At 42.5% G+C, this 16,018-nt stretch carries 18 protein-coding genes; 11 read left to right on the forward strand and 7 right to left on the reverse strand.

Annotated features, from left to right (window positions below; genetic code table 11):
* Nucleotide 1: 1 nt before the first annotated feature.
* Nucleotides 2-973 carry a tryptophan--tRNA ligase gene (gene trpS, locus ACLI1A_RS02660; protein ID WP_411405809.1) on the forward strand — a complete coding sequence of 324 codons (972 nt, stop codon included), beginning with the start codon at nt 2-4 and terminating at the stop codon, nt 971-973.
* A gap of 103 nt (nt 974-1,076) precedes the next feature.
* Here the strand turns inward: trpS and ACLI1A_RS02665 are convergent, their stop codons facing one another.
* On the reverse strand, nt 1,077-1,979 hold the full coding sequence (locus tag ACLI1A_RS02665; protein WP_411405811.1) for a histone deacetylase: 903 nt from the start codon (nt 1,977-1,979) through the stop codon (nt 1,077-1,079).
* Nucleotides 1,980-2,100: 121 nt separating this feature from the next.
* Here ACLI1A_RS02665 and ACLI1A_RS02670 point away from each other — a divergent pair, with 121 nt between their 5' ends.
* Together ACLI1A_RS02670 and ACLI1A_RS02675 are read left to right on the forward strand one after the other, a co-directional pair.
* Nucleotides 2,101-2,964, forward strand: a complete 864-nt coding sequence (locus tag ACLI1A_RS02670; protein ID WP_411405813.1) for an MBL fold metallo-hydrolase — start codon at nt 2,101-2,103, stop codon at nt 2,962-2,964.
* A 75-nt stretch (nt 2,965-3,039) separates the two neighbouring features.
* Nucleotides 3,040-4,653, forward strand: a complete 1,614-nt coding sequence (locus tag ACLI1A_RS02675; protein ID WP_411405815.1) for a S8 family peptidase — start codon at nt 3,040-3,042, stop codon at nt 4,651-4,653.
* Between the two features lie 99 nt (nt 4,654-4,752).
* Here the strand turns inward: ACLI1A_RS02675 and ACLI1A_RS02680 are convergent, their stop codons facing one another.
* Nucleotides 4,753-5,340 (reverse strand): hypothetical protein, encoded by a 588-nt coding sequence (locus tag ACLI1A_RS02680; RefSeq protein ID WP_411405817.1) that lies wholly within the window; start codon nt 5,338-5,340, stop codon nt 4,753-4,755.
* Between the two features lie 105 nt (nt 5,341-5,445).
* Between ACLI1A_RS02680 and ACLI1A_RS02685 the strand changes: the two genes are divergently transcribed.
* Nucleotides 5,446-7,350 carry a M1 family metallopeptidase gene (locus tag ACLI1A_RS02685; protein ID WP_411405819.1) on the forward strand — a complete coding sequence of 635 codons (1,905 nt, stop codon included), beginning with the start codon at nt 5,446-5,448 and terminating at the stop codon, nt 7,348-7,350.
* Between the two features lie 210 nt (nt 7,351-7,560).
* Here the strand turns inward: ACLI1A_RS02685 and ACLI1A_RS02690 are convergent, their stop codons facing one another.
* The 4 genes from ACLI1A_RS02690 to ACLI1A_RS02705 form a co-directional block, all read right to left on the reverse strand.
* Complete coding sequence (locus tag ACLI1A_RS02690) at nt 7,561-7,743, reverse strand: hypothetical protein (RefSeq protein WP_411405821.1); 183 nt, start codon at nt 7,741-7,743, stop codon at nt 7,561-7,563.
* 220 nt (nt 7,744-7,963) lie between these two features.
* Complete coding sequence (locus ACLI1A_RS02695) at nt 7,964-8,707, reverse strand: hypothetical protein (protein ID WP_411405823.1); 744 nt, start codon at nt 8,705-8,707, stop codon at nt 7,964-7,966.
* A gap of 101 nt (nt 8,708-8,808) precedes the next feature.
* Nucleotides 8,809-9,489 (reverse strand): response regulator transcription factor, encoded by a 681-nt coding sequence (locus tag ACLI1A_RS02700; protein WP_411405825.1) that lies wholly within the window; start codon nt 9,487-9,489, stop codon nt 8,809-8,811.
* A complete protein-coding gene (locus ACLI1A_RS02705; protein ID WP_411405827.1) occupies nt 9,486-10,769 on the reverse strand; it encodes a sensor histidine kinase in 1,284 nt (427 codons plus the stop codon). Before ACLI1A_RS02705 ends, ACLI1A_RS02700 begins: the two co-directional genes overlap by 4 nt.
* A 362-nt stretch (nt 10,770-11,131) precedes the next feature.
* On the opposite strand from ACLI1A_RS02705, the gene ACLI1A_RS02710 reads away from it, so the two are divergent.
* From ACLI1A_RS02710 to ACLI1A_RS02740, 7 genes are all read left to right on the forward strand, one after another.
* Nucleotides 11,132-11,611, forward strand: coding sequence for a DUF1573 domain-containing protein (locus ACLI1A_RS02710; protein ID WP_411405829.1), 480 nt, complete (start codon nt 11,132-11,134; stop codon nt 11,609-11,611).
* 163 nt (nt 11,612-11,774) lie between these two features.
* Nucleotides 11,775-12,251 (forward strand): hypothetical protein, encoded by a 477-nt coding sequence (locus ACLI1A_RS02715; protein WP_411405831.1) that lies wholly within the window; start codon nt 11,775-11,777, stop codon nt 12,249-12,251.
* Nucleotides 12,241-12,441: a helix-turn-helix transcriptional regulator gene (locus ACLI1A_RS02720; protein WP_411405833.1), complete on the forward strand. Its 201-nt coding sequence runs from the start codon at nt 12,241-12,243 to the stop codon at nt 12,439-12,441. The genes ACLI1A_RS02715 and ACLI1A_RS02720 overlap by 11 nt, the downstream gene beginning before the upstream one ends.
* A gap of 18 nt (nt 12,442-12,459) precedes the next feature.
* Nucleotides 12,460-12,942: a methylated-DNA--[protein]-cysteine S-methyltransferase gene (locus ACLI1A_RS02725; protein ID WP_411405835.1), complete on the forward strand. Its 483-nt coding sequence runs from the start codon at nt 12,460-12,462 to the stop codon at nt 12,940-12,942.
* A 95-nt stretch (nt 12,943-13,037) separates the two neighbouring features.
* Nucleotides 13,038-13,511, forward strand: coding sequence for a hypothetical protein (locus ACLI1A_RS02730; RefSeq protein WP_411405837.1), 474 nt, complete (start codon nt 13,038-13,040; stop codon nt 13,509-13,511).
* An 81-nt stretch (nt 13,512-13,592) separates the two neighbouring features.
* A complete protein-coding gene (locus ACLI1A_RS02735) occupies nt 13,593-14,063 on the forward strand; it encodes a hypothetical protein (protein WP_411405839.1) in 471 nt (156 codons plus the stop codon).
* Nucleotides 14,029-14,658, forward strand: coding sequence for a YiiX family permuted papain-like enzyme (locus tag ACLI1A_RS02740; protein WP_411405841.1), 630 nt, complete (start codon nt 14,029-14,031; stop codon nt 14,656-14,658). The genes ACLI1A_RS02735 and ACLI1A_RS02740 overlap by 35 nt, the downstream gene beginning before the upstream one ends.
* A gap of 414 nt (nt 14,659-15,072) precedes the next feature.
* On the opposite strand, the gene ACLI1A_RS02745 is transcribed toward ACLI1A_RS02740, so the two are convergent.
* Nucleotides 15,073-16,011 carry an NAD(P)H-dependent flavin oxidoreductase gene (locus ACLI1A_RS02745; RefSeq protein WP_411405843.1) on the reverse strand — a complete coding sequence of 313 codons (939 nt, stop codon included), beginning with the start codon at nt 16,009-16,011 and terminating at the stop codon, nt 15,073-15,075.
* Nucleotides 16,012-16,018 lie beyond the last annotated feature (7 nt).

Genomic DNA, 16,018 nt, shown 5'->3' on the forward strand with positions numbered 1-16,018 from the left:
AATGGCAAAAATATTAACCGGTGTACAAAGTACAGGCACACCGCATTTGGGCAACCTGCTCGGAGCTATATTGCCGGCCATAGAGATGGCCAATAAGCCCGAAAATGAGTCGTTTCTGTTTATAGCCGATTTACATTCGGTAACGCAGATTAAAGATGGTAAAACGCTTCGCGAAAATACTTACAGCGTAGCGGCAACCTGGCTTGCGTGTGGGCTTGATACTAACAGGGTTGTATTTTACCGCCAAAGCGATGTACCGCAAACAGCCGAGCTGAGCTGGTACCTAAGCTGTTTTTTCCCGTTCCAGAGGCTTACGCTGGCGCATTCGTTTAAGGATAAGGCCGATCGTTTAGCCGATGTAAACGCCGGACTGTTTACTTACCCGATGCTTATGGCTGCCGACATTTTGCTGTACGATGCCGAGTTTGTACCGGTGGGTAAAGACCAGCTGCAACACCTGGAAATAACGCGCGACGTAGCAAGCCGTTTTAACCACCAAATGGGCGATACCTTTGTACTGCCTGAAGCAATAAGCAGTGATGAAACCAAGATTGTTCCGGGTACTGATGGGGAAAAAATGAGTAAATCTCGTAACAACTTTATAAACATATTCCAGGAAGATAAGGCGCTGCGCAAGCAGGTAATGGGTATACAAACCGACAGTACCCCGCTAGAAGACCCTAAGAACCCGGAAACTGATAACGTATTTGCAATATACAAGTTGCTTGCCACACCGGAACAAACTGAAGCCATGCGCGCCAACTACCTTGGGGGTAACTACGGTTACGGCCATGCTAAGCAAGCGTTGTATGAGCTGATATGCGAGAAGTTTAAAACCGTTCGTGAAAAGTATGCCTACTATATGGCTAACCTAAACGAGCTTGATGCCGAACTGAACAAAGGTGCCGAAAAAGCTGCTGCACAGGCAAACAGCGTACTGGCTCGTGTAAGGGAAAAGCTTGGTTTCGAATAATATTCAGTCGCAGTTTTCAATAAACGGCTGAGTGGTATTCCCCTCCCTCGGAGGGGTGACCGAAGGTCGGGGTGGGTAACTTCGCATTGAACATAAAAAATAATCAATAGTAGAGGTCTTTAGCAACGCGATACGTGTTGGTATGGGCCTCTATTATTATTTTAATGTCGGGGCTGTAGCCACCACCCATGCTGCATTGTAGGGGTATGCCCAGCTTGTGGCAAAGCTCTAAAACCAGTTCGTCGCGGCGTTTACAGCCTGCTATGGTACAGCCCAGTTTGCCCAGCTTATCGGTGGCAAGTATATCTACGCCACTCAGGTAAAAAATAAAATCGGGTTTTTCGGTGTCAATAAGTTTTGGCAAGGTGTCCTTTAAAATAGCAAGATATTCATCATCGCCAGTGTTATCTGGTAGGGCTATATCCAGGTCGGACGTTTCTTTTTTAAACGGGTAATTGCTTTTTCCGTGCATAGAAAAAGTATACACAGCGTTGTTTCCGGTGAAAATTTCGGCGGTACCATTCCCTTGGTGTACGTCAAGGTCTACAATAAGTACCTTTTTAGCCCTTTTTGTTTTAATGAGGTATTGTGCTGCTATGGCCTGGTCGTTCAGTAGGCAGAAGGCTTCCCCGTGGGTGGAGTAGGCATGGTGGGTGCCCCCCGCTATATTAAAGGCAATTCCGGTTTGCAATGCCATTTCAGCACCCATAATGGTACCCTGTGCTATGCGCAGCTCGCGTTCTACCAGTTCCGCCGAAAGCGGAAAACCCGTTTTTCGCACTGCGCGGGCATCTACCGTAAGGTTAATAAGCTGGGTTACATAATCAGCCTTATGCACTGCTGTTATGTGTGCCATATCGGGTAGGCCGGGCTGAAAGAACTGTTTTGGCTCGGCTATGCCTTCCAGTAAAAGTTGCTGGGGCAGCAGCTCGTACTTTATCATCGGGAAACGATGGCCTTCGGGTAATGGGTGCCTGTAAATAGGGTGGTAGGCTATAGGGAACATCCTTGCGCTTTTTGATACAAAGATAATTTACGATAAGACCTCTCGCAAAAAAATGATTTAAATGCCCAATGCATAAACTAATAAATTGACGTAAATTGCATTGCGATAACAAAGACCTGTAATGAAATTATATACTGTAGAGAGCGGAAATTTTAAGCTCGATGGCGGCGCCATGTTTGGCGTAGTGCCAAAAACCATTTGGAACAAAACAAATCCTGCCGACGAAAATAACCTGATAGATATGGCTGCCCGCTGCCTGCTGGTAGAAGACGGCAACCGTCTTACCCTTATAGACACGGGTATGGGAAATAAGCAGAGCGAAAAGTTTTTTGGTTATTACTCGCTTTGGGGGAATAATGACCTGGACAGTTCACTGGCAAAACACGGTTTCCACCGCGATGATATAACCGATGTTTTTCTTACCCACCTGCATTTTGACCATAGTGGTGGTGCCATACAATGGAACAAAGACCGCACAGGTTATGAACCAGCCTTTAAAAATGCACATTTCTGGACGAATGATAACCACTGGGAATGGGCAACCAAGCCCAATGCCCGAGAAAAGGCTTCTTTCCTGCCCGAAAACATAATGCCAATGCACGAGAGCGGTCAGCTGAAGTTTATTACCCGTCCTGAAACCGGAGATTTTAAGGCAGAAACCGAGGCCGGTTTTGGGGTGCTGTTTGCCGATGGCCACACCGAAAAACAAATGATGCCCGTAATACAGCACAACGGTAAAACCTTTGTGTTTATGGCCGACCTGCTGCCTACAGTAGGGCACTTGCCGCTACCCTATGTTATGGGGTACGATACCCGCCCGCTGCTTACGCTGGATGAAAAGAGTAAATTTCTTAATGAAGCAGCCGATAAGGGCTACTACCTGATACTGGGGCACGATGCGCACAATGAAATTATTACGGTGCAGCATACCGATAAAGGCGTGCGTCTTAAAGAGGTTTTAAGGGCCGACGATGTATTAATGTAATGTTAATTGCTACCTTTGTGTAACAAACTGGTAATACTTTAGACAAATTTTTTACTAAACAGTAATTCTGAACTGATGAAATTCAAATCTATTTATCTTACCGCAGCGCTGGCCCTGTTTTTGGCAAGCTGTGGTGCTAAGAAAATAACGGCAGAGCCATTGGCCATTACTACGCCGATTACAGCCAAAAAAGCTGATATTACAGAAACCGACGAAAAACGCTGGAGCCATCTGGACCTGTTTAAAGATACCATTCCGGGAATGAGCGTAGACCGTGTATACGAGCTGCTTAAAGACCGTAAAGCTACTAAAGTAATTGTAGGTGTGGTAGACAGCGGTGTGGATATAGAGCACCCGGAGCTTAAAGACGTTATCTGGACTAACAAGAAAGAGATAGCCGGAAACGGTATAGATGATGATAACAACGGTTATGTAGACGATATCCACGGATGGAACTTTTTGGGTGATATAGAGCACGAAAACATGGAGTTTGTGCGTATCATTAAAAAAGGCGACGACGGATCTGATGCTTACAAGCGTGCGGTAGCCGAGTATGATGATGAGGCTAAGCAGGCGCAGGTAAATATGCAGCGCATGGAATTTATCCTAAAAGCAGATAAAACATTCCAGGAAAAAACCGGTAAGAGCGAATATACTGCCCAAGACCTTAAAGCCCTGAAATTAGACGATCAGCAGCTTAGCATGGTAAGGGATCGTCTTGCTATGTACCTTAGCCAGGTGCCTTACGAGCAGCTTTTTGGTCAGGTGAAAGACGGTTATGAGCACTATGAGAGCGAACTGAAATACCACCTTAATAAAGACTATAACGCGCGTAGAGACATCCTTAAGGATAACGCTGACGACTGGAATGCTAAAAGCTACGGTAATGCTAACGTAATAGGTCCTGAAAAAGAAGGTGCTAAGCACGGTACACACGTAGCAGGTATTATAGCCCAGGCACGCCACAACAATGTAGGCGGCGACGGTGTAGCTACTCCGTATGTAGAAATTATGGCTGTACGTGCCGTGCCAGATGGCGACGAGTACGATAAAGACGTAGCTCTTGCTATCCGCTATGCGGTAGACAACGGTGCTAAGGTAATCAACGGTAGTTTTGGTAAATACTACTCTCCACACAGCCAGTGGGTATACGACGCACTGAAATATGCAGGCGAAAAAGACGTACTTGTAGTATTTGCTGCCGGTAATGAAGGCATAGACCTTGATGCCGATAAGAGCGAGCGTTACCCTAACGACGACAAAAACACGCTAACTGAGTATACTGATAACGTACTTACCATAGGTGCACTTACTTACAGTTTTGACAAGCAGCTTGTAGCCGACTTTAGTAACTACGGTAAAACTAAGGTAGACGTATTCTCTCCGGGTGTACAAATCTACGCTACTGTGCCAAACGATAAATTTGAGTTCCTGCAAGGTACTTCTATGGCATCGCCAAATGCTGCCGGTGTAGCTGCGCTTGTACGTGCATTCTACCCTAAGCTTACGGCTAAAGAAGTGAAGCAAATCATCATGCAGTCGGGTATTGCTATTCCGCTTGAAGTAGCACTTGGCGGCGACGAAAACACTACGCGCCAGTTTAAGGATGTATGCCGTTCAGGTAAAATTGTAAATGCTTACAACGCCATTATCCTTGCTGACAAAGTTTCAAGAGGACAAAAGCTGTAGTTTTCCATTCCGATGGGTTTCCATTCCGAGCGAAACGCAATGGAGTCGAGAAATCTCTAAATATCAAAGCCGCTAAGTGATTAGCGGCTTTTTTTTGTATCAATTCATTATTTTATAGTAATTTAAAAAAGACCGTTTTGTTATGAAGTTCCCCAATGAATCTTTTGATGTAAAAAGCGTCTTTTGTTTTTTATCCCAATACAAAGTGTCCGGGAAATAAACCTTTGTTTCAAACGGTTTATTTGTAAAAATGATCAGATTGCCTTTAACCTTATAACTTCCATTATAGGTGTCAGTATTTCCTGTCAAACCGGTTCCGTATATCTCGGTGGTGCCGTCTTTCCTGAGAGTTAGTGTTTCATAATAATGGTCATCACTTTTTATGGCGGTTAGTACCCTTTCCGATTTAAACAAATCAGATTCCTTTACCCTGATGCCTAATGCCAGTAATAATACAAATCCGTGGCAAAAAAGTTTTAGTCTGGTTGCTCTTAAGTTTACAAATGCACTCCGGATTGTAGTAAAAAGTGATATAATATGTACTACCAAAGTCGGTAATATAATGAACCAGCAAAAGAGGAGGTTCATCATCATTCCGTTAAAATAATGGCTAATAAGCCATACGGTTAAAACGGCTGAGGTTATTATAACTTGGTTATCTCCGAAGATTGGCTTTTCTGTGTTCATGTTTTGGTTGATTGGTTGCTCCAAATGTAAACTTTTCTAAGGTTAAAAAAACAAATCCACCGATCAACAAATCCACCTTTTATAAACTTTCCCTATTTTTACCACATGAGAACATTTATCGGAATAGCCCTACTGTCGGCCACAGGCCTTTTCGCGCAGCAGCACAACCCTAATCCCGGGTACTGGCAGCAGCATGTAGATTATAAAATGGACGTGAACATGGACGTAAAAACGTACAAGTACACGGGTAAGCAGCAACTGGTGTATACCAATAATTCGCCCGATACCCTTCGCAGGGTGTTTTACCACCTGTACCCTAATGCGTTTCAGCCGGGCAGCGAAATGGATGCGCGCCTGCAAACCATAGCCGACCCTGATAAACGTATGGTAAAGAGCTTTAAGAGTGGCGATAAAACCGTTACCGAAAGCCGTATAGCTACCCTTAAACCAAATGAAACGGGCTACCTGAACATTACCAATTTTAAACAGGATGGCGCTACTGCCAAGATTAATACAGCGGGCACCGTACTTGAAGTAGACCTGGCTCAGCCACTGCTTCCGGGTAAGAGTACCACACTAAGCCTTGATTTTGAAGGACAGGTGCCGTTACAAATACGCCGCAGCGGACGAAACAGCAGCGAAAATGTAGCCCTGAGCATGACACAATGGTATCCTAAAATGGCGGAATACGACTTTGAGGGTTGGCATGCCGACCCATACATAGGCCGTGAGTTTCAGGGTGTGTGGGGAAATTTTGACGTAAACATTACCATAGATAAAAGTTACACCATAGGGGGCAGCGGTTACCTGCAAAATAAAAACGAAATAGGAAAAGGCTATGAAGATGCCGGCGTTACCGTTACCTACCCTAAAAAGGCCAAAACGCTTACATGGCATTTTGTGGCGCCAAATGTGCATGATTTTGCTTGGGGAGCCGACCCGGAATATATTCACGATAAACTGATAAGCCCTAACGGTACCGAGCTTCACTTTTTCTACAAAAACAATCCGGAGTATGTAGAAAACTGGAAGAGGATGCAGCCGAAAACTGTCGAGTTGTTAGAGTTCTACAACAAAAATGTGGGTGTGTACCCGTATAAGCAATATAGCGTAGTGCAGGGCGGCGACGGTGGTATGGAGTATGCCATGTGTACTCTGATTACCGGAAACCGCAGCTACGGCAGCCTTGTGGGCGTTACAGCACATGAGTTTGCGCACTCGTGGTTTCAGCACCTGCTGGCCAGTAACGAGAGCAAGCACGAATGGATGGATGAGGGCTTTACCAGTTATATAAGCGACCTGGCCATGGAAGTTGTGCTTCCGGCAAAGGTAAAAGAAGGCGAGGAGCCTGAAAGTCCGTTTGCAGGGGCCTACAAAAACTATTTTTACCTTGTAAAAACAGGTAAGGAACAACCGCTTACTACGCATGCCGACAGGTATGATACGTCTACCGCTTATGGTATAGCGGCCTATAGTAAAGGCGAAATTTTCCTGGCACAGCTGGGTTATGTAATAGGTCAGGACAAGCTGGCCGAAACCCTGAAACGCTACTATGCCGATTATAAATTTAGTCACCCTACGCCAAACGATATTAAGCGTACCGCAGAGCGCGTTAGTGGTGCCCAGCTGGACTGGTACCTGGTAGACTGGTGCCAAACCACAAATACCATAGACTATGCCATAAAGGAAATGAAGGATGAAAACGGTACTGCCACTAAGGTAACCCTGGAGCGCAAAGGCCGTATGCCTATGCCTATAGACCTGATTGTGGTGTATAACGACGGTACACAGGAAAGCCTGTATGTGCCACTTGCCGAAATGCATTACCAGAAAGACAACCCATTCCCGAACCTGAAGCGTACAGTGCTAAAAAACTGGGATTGGGCACACCCTACTTACGAGTTTACCCTGCCGAAAGGTAAGGATGCCATTAAGGTATTAGTTATAGACCCTACCGAAACCATGGCCGATGTAAATATGGAAGACAATGCTTATATTAAAACCAATTAATACAGGTTTTATCTAAAATGCACGAAGCCGCAACCGCTAAAGGTTGCGGCTTTTTTTAATACAAAAAACCCCTGAATGGTATCAGGGGTTTTCGCAGGTCAAAATAGATTGAAAACCTGTGAGGGTGTTGAAGTGTATATATAAATAGGCGCTAAAAAGTCTCTTAATGCTGTTACTTAGATTTTTTTAGCAGGGTTAGTAAACCTTGGGTTATTTCTTAGTCGTTTCGGAAGCATAAGCTAACCTTAACGATGTAGCATCTTTTATCTGTGCAATTTTAGTGGCAGAGTGTTTTATCACTGTGGTGCTATCATTAGTCTCTTTATCAGTCGGTTGAATTGAGAAAACAATAATTCCCGTCAGCATCAGTACAATTAAAAATATTTCCAGCATGTGTTTTCTTTTAGAGTATCATAAGGTTGATTAGAAAAGAACAAGGATAGTGCCTGAGGTTTTTAAATGATGCCGGGATTTGAAAGCAATTCCTTAAATTGCTTATTTACAAATGGTTATATTTAGCACGCGATTAGAGTTGCCAAATTTCTCTATGGGGAAAATTGCCACAGTTGTAGAAACATGTAGAATTGTTTGTGGAAAAAGTTGGGGAACGTTATTATACACCCACTTCCTTAATAGTAAGTGAGTCATTAGTATTACACCTATGAACGATACCCGCGCGCAATGATAAAATCACATAAACAAAATACATGCTCACAGCTATTAAGAAATGATGGCCACTTATTAGTTCAATTATGAAACAGAACAGATTTATAAACATAAGAAAGCCAAATAATACTTCTAATAAAATCCTACCTGCATTATACTGGTTTACTTTTATAAACAAGGGAGCAGGGAGGTTTGAGGCGACAATACAAAAAAGTATAAAGATATTGAGGGGAATAAAAAAGAACATAAAAAAAGTAACCTCTTCAGATATTGCTATACCTATACTGTCGGCAAAAGGGGGGTAGTCGCCTCTGCCGGCCCGAAAGATATAGTACCAGTAGGTCCCGGGTATGGTGAGTAACCACACAATATTTGCCCCGAAAAAGATGCCCCATTTTCCGTGAGTGTTTATTTGTTTGAAATCAGAAAAGCGGGTAGTTTTTGTAACTAACAGGAAAAACAAAAACGAGGTTGCTGCAATGCAAAGCCCGGAACCGAAATCCATAAGGTCGGTTTTATTTGTGCGGTAGGTTTCTTCGTATTTGTAGTACTCGTCTTTGTAGTTTACAGAATCGTCTGGGACTACCTCATAAGGAGCCTTATTGTTTTTGTAATAAGGTAATGTTAGTGAATAAGCAAAGATTACCATGCCTATGAGTAGCAGGCAGACTGTTAATACACGTGGTTTCATTTTACAGTTGTGTTGGTTACTATCAAAAGTATAGAATCCGTTTTAATTTCTTTACGGTTTGAGGAATAACAATAAACAATAAACAATAAACAATAAACAACTTACGGCGCTACCAGCTTAAAACCCACCCTAGGTATATTTTCTATACGAATACTTTCATCCTCACGGAAAATTTTGCGCAGCCGCGAAATAAACACATCCATGCTACGGCCCATAAAATAATCGTCGGTGCCCCACAGTGCAGTAAGTATGCGTTCGCGTTTCAGTATGGCGTTTTTGTTGTCTATAAAAAGTTTCAGTAGGGCACTTTCGCGTTCGGTAAGCTGTATGGTTTCACCATCGCGGTTCAGGGAATAGTTCTCCGGATCGAATGTAAAACTGCCTATAGTACAGGTAGTATTCTTTACTACCGTTTGTTTTTGGCTGCGTTGTAAAAACACTTCAATCTTTAAAATAAGCTCCTCTATGCTGTACGGTTTTACAAGATAATCATCGGCACCCAGTTTAAGGCCTTTTATACGGTCTTCTTTAAGCGTTTTCGCCGAAAGGAATATAATGGGTACCTCTATGTCTATAGTGCGTATGGAGGCCGCTATTTCAAATCCGTCCATTTCGGGTAGCATTACATCCAGTATACATAGGTCGTACCCGCCTTTTTTAAACGCATCAAAAGCTTCCCTGCCGTTTTCAAAATGGGCTACATCATAGTGCTGCTCCAGGTTATCTGCGGTAAGAAATGCCAGGGTGCTGTCGTCTTCTACATAGAGTATCTTCTTTTTCATGCAAGGCTGTTTTTGGGTATTTCTATACTTACCGTAACGCCCGCTGTGGGATGGTTGTTACGGATGGTTATTTTCCAACCGTGAAGTTCACAAATCTTTTTTACATAAAAAAGCCCAATGCCAAAGCCTTCTACATCCTTTTTATTTTCGCGCGGTATGCGGTAAAAACGGTCAAATACAAAATCTATATGCTCGGGTGCTATACCCGGGCCGTTATCCGTTACCTGTATCAGGAGTCCTTTTCCTCCGGGTTTCAGGTTAATAAACACTTCGGGTTTCTCGGTGCCGTACTTTATGGCGTTTTCTACCACGTTGTACAAAATGTTGTAAATGTGGAACTCATCGGCGTTAACCCTGTGTTCCCGGCTGTCCATGGTAAGCGAAATATGCGCTTTTTCAAACTTAATCGATGCATTTTCCTTAACCAGTTCCAGTGTATCGGCCAGCAGGAAAGGCTTTTTCTCCAGCCTGCCTATACCACTGTCGCTTTTAGCAACAGATAAAATACGCTCTATGTGCTGGTTTAGCTTGTTGCTTTGGTCTATTATTATTTTAAGGTAGCGGCTCAGTTTAGGGTTATCCTCTATTTCGTGCTGCTTTACTGCGTAGTTACTGGCTATTAGGATAGACGACAACGGGGTTTTAAACTCGTGCGTCATGTTATTAATAAAGTCCTTTTGCAGTTCGGTATAGCGTTTTTGCTTCAGGAGCAGGAATACCGAGTATACATAAATAACCAGTACCAGGAACAATACCCCCGTATATATCCAGTACTGCCCCAGCGAGTTAAGGTAGCTGTGCGTCATTTTAGGGAAACGTACCGCAAAGTAATACACCAGCCCGGGGCGCTTGGTAAAACAGTTTACACATTTCAGGTTCTCGTTAGTAACCTGCTGACCCTCCATGTTTATATATTCGCCATACACCATTTCATCACCAGAGCAGTCATAAACGGCATACTCATAGTCCATGTCCAGCTTTACCTTCAGGAACTGGTTTTTAAGGTAGTAGTCCAAGACCCCAGCTTCAAACTGGTCGTTAACGTTTACCACATAGTAGTCGTCGGCTATTTTTTTTATGGGGCTGTCTACCGGCGGTTCGGTACTGTTGTCTGTGTAAATTTTAGACACCACATCCTGGAGGGCAAAGTGTATTTTATCGCCCAGTTCCTTGCGTTCAAAGTTATAGGCTTCCCTAAGCATTATAAGCTGCATGGTAATAACACCTATTATGGCTATAAGGCCTATGAAAACAATGATATTTAGCTTATTAAATTTCAATTTCCTAAAAGAATTAGTACACAAATATGCACTTATATTTTGATAAAGTTTATTTGCCCAAAACCGTTAACAGGTAGTTAACAAGCGTTTGAAAGCTGTTAACAAAGGTATGAATAAGTGTTGCTTAGTTTTGCAGGTACCCATGGGATATAAACGGAAGCCGGTTTTTTTGGAACACTATTTGTTTGCCCCAATAGCGTCTTTATTGCAGGTATTGCCTTTTTTGCAGTGAAATTGTTTAGCCGTTAACATGTCATTAACAAGACTTTGAAAGCGGTTAACAAAAAGCAACCGATAAGGTAATATATTTGTGATACTGAAAATTGAAGAGAATTTATTAACTAATAGTAATTTAATTAATTATGAAAACCCTTAAACTAACATTTTTAGCTGCTGCCGCACTTTTTGTATCAGCTACAGTAAGTGCTCAGGAAGTTGCTAAGAAAGCTGAGGCTAAACCGGTTCCTGCTGCTGTTGCTGCACCTGCTCCTCAGAAACCAACAGGACTTACTTTTAAAGAAGACCAACACAACTTTGGTGATATCGAAAAAGGTAAACCGGTAACTTATGAGTTTACTTTTAAAAACACTTCAAAAGAAACCATCCTTATTACTAACGTGAAGGCTTCTTGCGGATGTACTACTCCAAACTGGACAAAAGAGCCTATTAAACCAGGCGGAACAGGAAACGTAACAGCTACTTACAACGCTGCTAACCCTGGTCCTTTCACTAAAACTATCACTGTAACTACTAATGATACAGACCAGAACAAAATCCTTACCATTAAAGGTAAAGTAAACGCTCCGGAAGCTCCTGCTGCTCCAGCAACTACTAACCAATAATTTAGGTAAGCTTACTATATAATGACCGTCGCACATAGTGTGGCGGTTTTTTTATGCTCTGTACAATAAATATCCTGACCGGTTCGTTTTAAAAAATGTAAAGTTTGTTTTACTTTATGAAAAATATATTTTACATTTGATTCAACTTTAAAAATCAACCGTTATGAAAACAGCGTATTTATTTCCGTACCGCTACAAATGGGTAAGCGGCATTGTGTTTGTTATAAGCGTCATTTCATTATTATTACTTCTCTTTGCCGATATTCTATGCGACGACAATCTGAAAATAAAAATAATTAACTTTTTTGGTTATTACCGAGGTGGTATAATAAAACCAAACCCTTTTTATGATCTCTTTTTGGATGAAATCTTTGTAAGCCTTGCAATTATTTCAGGATTGATTTATGGATTTTCAGCGGAGAAAAATGAAGATGAAATGGTGGCCGCTATTAGATTTAAAAGCTTGGCAATAGCTATGGGGATAAACTACTTAGCTCTTTTTGTTTCTTATCTTTTAGTATATGGAATGAGTGTATATATAGTACTATATTTTACAACGTTTAGCCCTCTGCTGTTTTATATTATAATATTTCGTATCAATATGTTCCGTTTTAATACATTGGCCTCCCATGAAGAATAACATAAAAGTACAGCGTGCCATACACAACCTTACCCAGGCCGAACTGGCCGATAAAATAGGGGTAAGCCGCCAAACCATAAATGCCATGGAAGCGGGTAAGTATGTGCCCAGTACGGTACTGGCATTAAAGTTGTCGGCATTGTTTGGTGTGGGTGTAAACGATATTTTTACCTTAGAGGAAGGCGAATAGTTTTTGTACCTTAGCATTATGGAAACCGTAAAGGCTTATTTTAAAACCCCGCTCGGCATTGCAATTATTGAAGGCAATGATGAAGGCATTTGCCGCATTAGTATCTTAGATGAAACCCCAGAAGAAATTGCTGCTGAGGTTCCGGCTGCTTTAAGGGCTGCGGTAATGGAACTTGAAGAGTATTTTTCGGGCAGCAGGCAGGAGTTCACCTTTACTTTAAACCCTCAGGGGACCGATTTCCAAAAAAAGGTATGGCAGGAGTTGGTAAATATACCTTATGGTAAAACTACGTCGTACCAGGAACTTTCCATTAAACTGGGCGATGTAAAAGCCATACGTGCGGTGGCATCGGCTAACGGTAAAAACACGCTATGGGTGGTAGTGCCCTGCCACAGGGTTATAGGCTCAGACGGTTCGCTTACCGGGTATGCAGGCGGATTGTGGCGCAAAAAATGGCTGCTGGAGCACGAAACCCCGCCCATACAGCAAAGCCTGTTTTAGGGGATTCCTGTTATAAACAGATAAATTTTAACACAAATAATTTCTATATTAAGTGCAGCGTTTATAACGTTGCATTTTTATTTATAACCAACTTTATGAAGACTTTTTCAGACAATCCGGCGGTGCCGGAAACAACGTACATTTATATCTCAAAAACCCGTATGTATGTAAAAATTGTATTGGGTGTAGTATTTCTTGTAAGTGCCGTAATCTTATTCTTTAGTGAGCAATCGGGTTCAGCATTAGATGCAAGAAAACAGAATGTTATAATGTACGCTGCGCCTGTATTTGCGCTGTTATTCTTTTACCAGGCGTATAAAGGCTTGAACAACAAAGAGCCGCAGCTTATATTAAACGACGAAGGTTTAAAACTACCGGACAAGCCTATAATGCTATGGAGCGATATATCTGATATTAACCTTACCTGGGGAGGCACTGAGACACTTCGTTTTCAATATAAGGGAAAGATGACTACGATACCTACCGGAAAAATAGGTGTTAAGCCCACGGCATTTACAAACCTGTTAGACACTTACCGATTCAGGAGTATGCAAAAAGCTTCGAATTAAGCTGAAGATTTTAACACAGAAAATTTCTATATTAGATGCCGTGCTCACAGCGCGGCATTTTTTATTTATAACCAACCCAACATGGCAACAATCCGCAAAGTACCTGAAAAATTTATCATTAGGAACAGCTATACAATGGGCATATTTTTAGTCCTGTTTGCTCTTGTTGCCCTAATTATTGTTTTAGCTTCCGGCAACCAGAAATCAGCTCAGGAAGGCTTCTTTCTATATATTATGATAGCAATTGCTGTTTTCACATTGTTTAAGGGACTTAAGCTTATTATAGACCAGAAACCTAAAATAATTATTAGTGCTGAAGGCATAGATTCTGAAAAAGCAGGTTTTGTTTCCTGGGAATGTATAACAGACGAAAGGATGACTGAAAATGATAACAGCGACAGCTCATCTTTCTTTCTTGAATTTAAAAACCGGGGAGTTGATGAAAAAATTGAAATTAGCTATATGTCTTTGAAGCCAAAAAGATTAGCCGAAATATTACCCATTTACCGTCAAAATTATGAAGAAAATACTGCTGCTCATAATAATCTGTAGTGTTACGTTTGCCTGCAAAAAGAATCATGTAGTCCACGCTGATAAACTACACAACGGCGACATTATTTTCCAGACGTCTACATCCGCGCAAAGCAAGGCGATTCAACTGGCTACACATTCGGAATACTCGCATTGTGGGGTTATCTATGAAGATGACGGGCAGTGGTACGTGTTTGAAGCCGTACAACCGGTAAAGAAAACACCGCTCGAGGACTGGATAGACCGTGGCCAAAACGACAGGTATGTAATAAAGCGCCTTAAGGACACTACTGCGCTTACGCCATCGGCACTGAAAAAGATGAAGGCGGTAGCAAAAACCATGAACGGCAAGGATTACGACCTCTATTTTGAATGGAATAACGACCGTATTTATTGCAGCGAACTGGTATGGAAACTCTACAAAGAATCTACGGGGCTGGAAATAGGGCACCTGAAACAGCTCAAGGATTTCGACCTTACTGCCCCGCCTGTAAAGCTAAAGCTTAAGGAACGTTATGGCAACAATATCCCTATGGATGAAAAAGTAATTTCCCCTAAGGATGTTTACGACAGTGAATTGCTTGAAACAATAGCCGGAACCTATGTTGCGCCATAAGAAAACCATAATCGGTACAATTGCCCTGATGGTCATAACTTTTGTATTGATGCAAAGTAGCTCCGCAGACTATCTGAGTTCCATAATTCCCGGATGGAATACAATACTATTTCCAAAAATGCTATTCACCCGTATTGTGGGGCTTTGGTTCGTTGTGGTTTTACTAATCTATTTCTTTTTGTTGCGAAAAGAAACCAGTAGTACTACCGCGTATACCTATCTAATTATGACGGTGCCGTTCATTTTATGTGATGCATTGTTATCTCTTTCTAATTTTTTTGGCAACATACTCTATGTGTGCATTCCGTTATTCTGTATTGCCATAATATCCTTTGTGGTAGCACAAATTATATTTGTAATCAAGCTTTTTAGCTATACAATAAAAAACCGCAGTAAATAACTGCGGTTCTGTGTTTATAGCGAAGCTATCTCAGCCTTAGCCTGTTCAAATTCTGCCATCATATCGGTTACTATATCGGCAGCAGGTTTTATATCATGAATCAACCCTGCAATCTGGCCTATTTCGAGTTCACCTTCTTCCAGGTCGCCCTCAAACATACCCTTTTTGGCACGGGCACGACCCAATAGTGTTTTAAGATCATCGGGAGTTGCCCCCTTGGCATACAGCGCCATAAGGTCGTTGTAGAATTTATTCTTTATCAGCCTTACAGGAGCCAGTTCTTTCAGGGTAAGGTGGGTATCGCCCTCCTGCATTCTCACAATCAAATCCTTAAAGTTCTGGTGCGATGATGCCTCGGGTGTAGCCACAAAACGGCTGCCTACCTGTACGCCGTCGGCACCCAGTACCATAGCTGCAAGCATACCACGACCTGTGGCAATACCACCTGCTGCAATAAGCGGAATGCTCAGCTGTTCCTTAACCATGGGTATCAGGGTAAAGGTGGTGGTTTCCTCACGGCCGTTATGTCCTCCGGCTTCAAAGCCTTCGGCTACTACGGCGTCTACCCCCGCTTCCTGCGCTTTCAGGGCAAATTTTACACTGCTTACCACGTGTACTACCGTAATGCCTTTTCCCTTAAGAAAAGCGGTCCAGGTCTTGGGGTTTCCGGCGCTGGTAAAGACAATCTTCACGCCTTCTTCCACAATAATCTGCATGATTTCCTCAATGTTAGGGTACAGCATGGGTACGTTTACGCCAAAAGGCTTATCGGTAGCGGCCTTACACTTGCGTATGTGTTCGCGCAGCACCTCGGGGTACATAGACCCTGCGCCTATAATGCCCAGGCCACCGGCATTACTTACGGCGCTTGCCAGTTTGTATCCGCTGGCCCATATCATCCCGGCCTGGATAATGGGATATTTAATGTTAAACAGTTGGGTTATTTTATTCATGGGTTTG

Origin of the sequence: Flavobacterium sp. RHBU_3, assembly GCF_046613565.1 — a bacterium.
GTDB lineage: Bacteria > Bacteroidota > Bacteroidia > Flavobacteriales > Flavobacteriaceae > Flavobacterium.

What these genes read in the sequence shown, in the direction of transcription:
- trpS (WP_411405809.1), top strand. Translation starts at nt 2, where the DNA reads ATGGCAAAAATATTAACCGGTGTACAAAGTACAGGCACACCGCATTTG.
- ACLI1A_RS02665 (WP_411405811.1), bottom strand. Translation starts at nt 1,979, where the DNA reads ATGTTCCCTATAGCCTACCACCCTATTTACAGGCACCCATTACCCGAA.
- ACLI1A_RS02670 (WP_411405813.1), top strand. Translation starts at nt 2,101, where the DNA reads ATGAAATTATATACTGTAGAGAGCGGAAATTTTAAGCTCGATGGCGGC.
- ACLI1A_RS02675 (WP_411405815.1), top strand. Translation starts at nt 3,040, where the DNA reads ATGAAATTCAAATCTATTTATCTTACCGCAGCGCTGGCCCTGTTTTTG.
- ACLI1A_RS02680 (WP_411405817.1), bottom strand. Translation starts at nt 5,340, where the DNA reads ATGAACACAGAAAAGCCAATCTTCGGAGATAACCAAGTTATAATAACC.
- ACLI1A_RS02685 (WP_411405819.1), top strand. Translation starts at nt 5,446, where the DNA reads ATGAGAACATTTATCGGAATAGCCCTACTGTCGGCCACAGGCCTTTTC.
- ACLI1A_RS02690 (WP_411405821.1), bottom strand. Translation starts at nt 7,743, where the DNA reads ATGCTGGAAATATTTTTAATTGTACTGATGCTGACGGGAATTATTGTT.
- ACLI1A_RS02695 (WP_411405823.1), bottom strand. Translation starts at nt 8,707, where the DNA reads ATGAAACCACGTGTATTAACAGTCTGCCTGCTACTCATAGGCATGGTA.
- ACLI1A_RS02700 (WP_411405825.1), bottom strand. Translation starts at nt 9,489, where the DNA reads ATGAAAAAGAAGATACTCTATGTAGAAGACGACAGCACCCTGGCATTT.
- ACLI1A_RS02710 (WP_411405829.1), top strand. Translation starts at nt 11,132, where the DNA reads ATGAAAACCCTTAAACTAACATTTTTAGCTGCTGCCGCACTTTTTGTA.
- ACLI1A_RS02715 (WP_411405831.1), top strand. Translation starts at nt 11,775, where the DNA reads ATGAAAACAGCGTATTTATTTCCGTACCGCTACAAATGGGTAAGCGGC.
- ACLI1A_RS02720 (WP_411405833.1), top strand. Translation starts at nt 12,241, where the DNA reads ATGAAGAATAACATAAAAGTACAGCGTGCCATACACAACCTTACCCAG.
- ACLI1A_RS02725 (WP_411405835.1), top strand. Translation starts at nt 12,460, where the DNA reads ATGGAAACCGTAAAGGCTTATTTTAAAACCCCGCTCGGCATTGCAATT.
- ACLI1A_RS02730 (WP_411405837.1), top strand. Translation starts at nt 13,038, where the DNA reads ATGAAGACTTTTTCAGACAATCCGGCGGTGCCGGAAACAACGTACATT.
- ACLI1A_RS02735 (WP_411405839.1), top strand. Translation starts at nt 13,593, where the DNA reads ATGGCAACAATCCGCAAAGTACCTGAAAAATTTATCATTAGGAACAGC.
- ACLI1A_RS02740 (WP_411405841.1), top strand. Translation starts at nt 14,029, where the DNA reads ATGAAGAAAATACTGCTGCTCATAATAATCTGTAGTGTTACGTTTGCC.
- ACLI1A_RS02745 (WP_411405843.1), bottom strand. Translation starts at nt 16,011, where the DNA reads ATGAATAAAATAACCCAACTGTTTAACATTAAATATCCCATTATCCAG.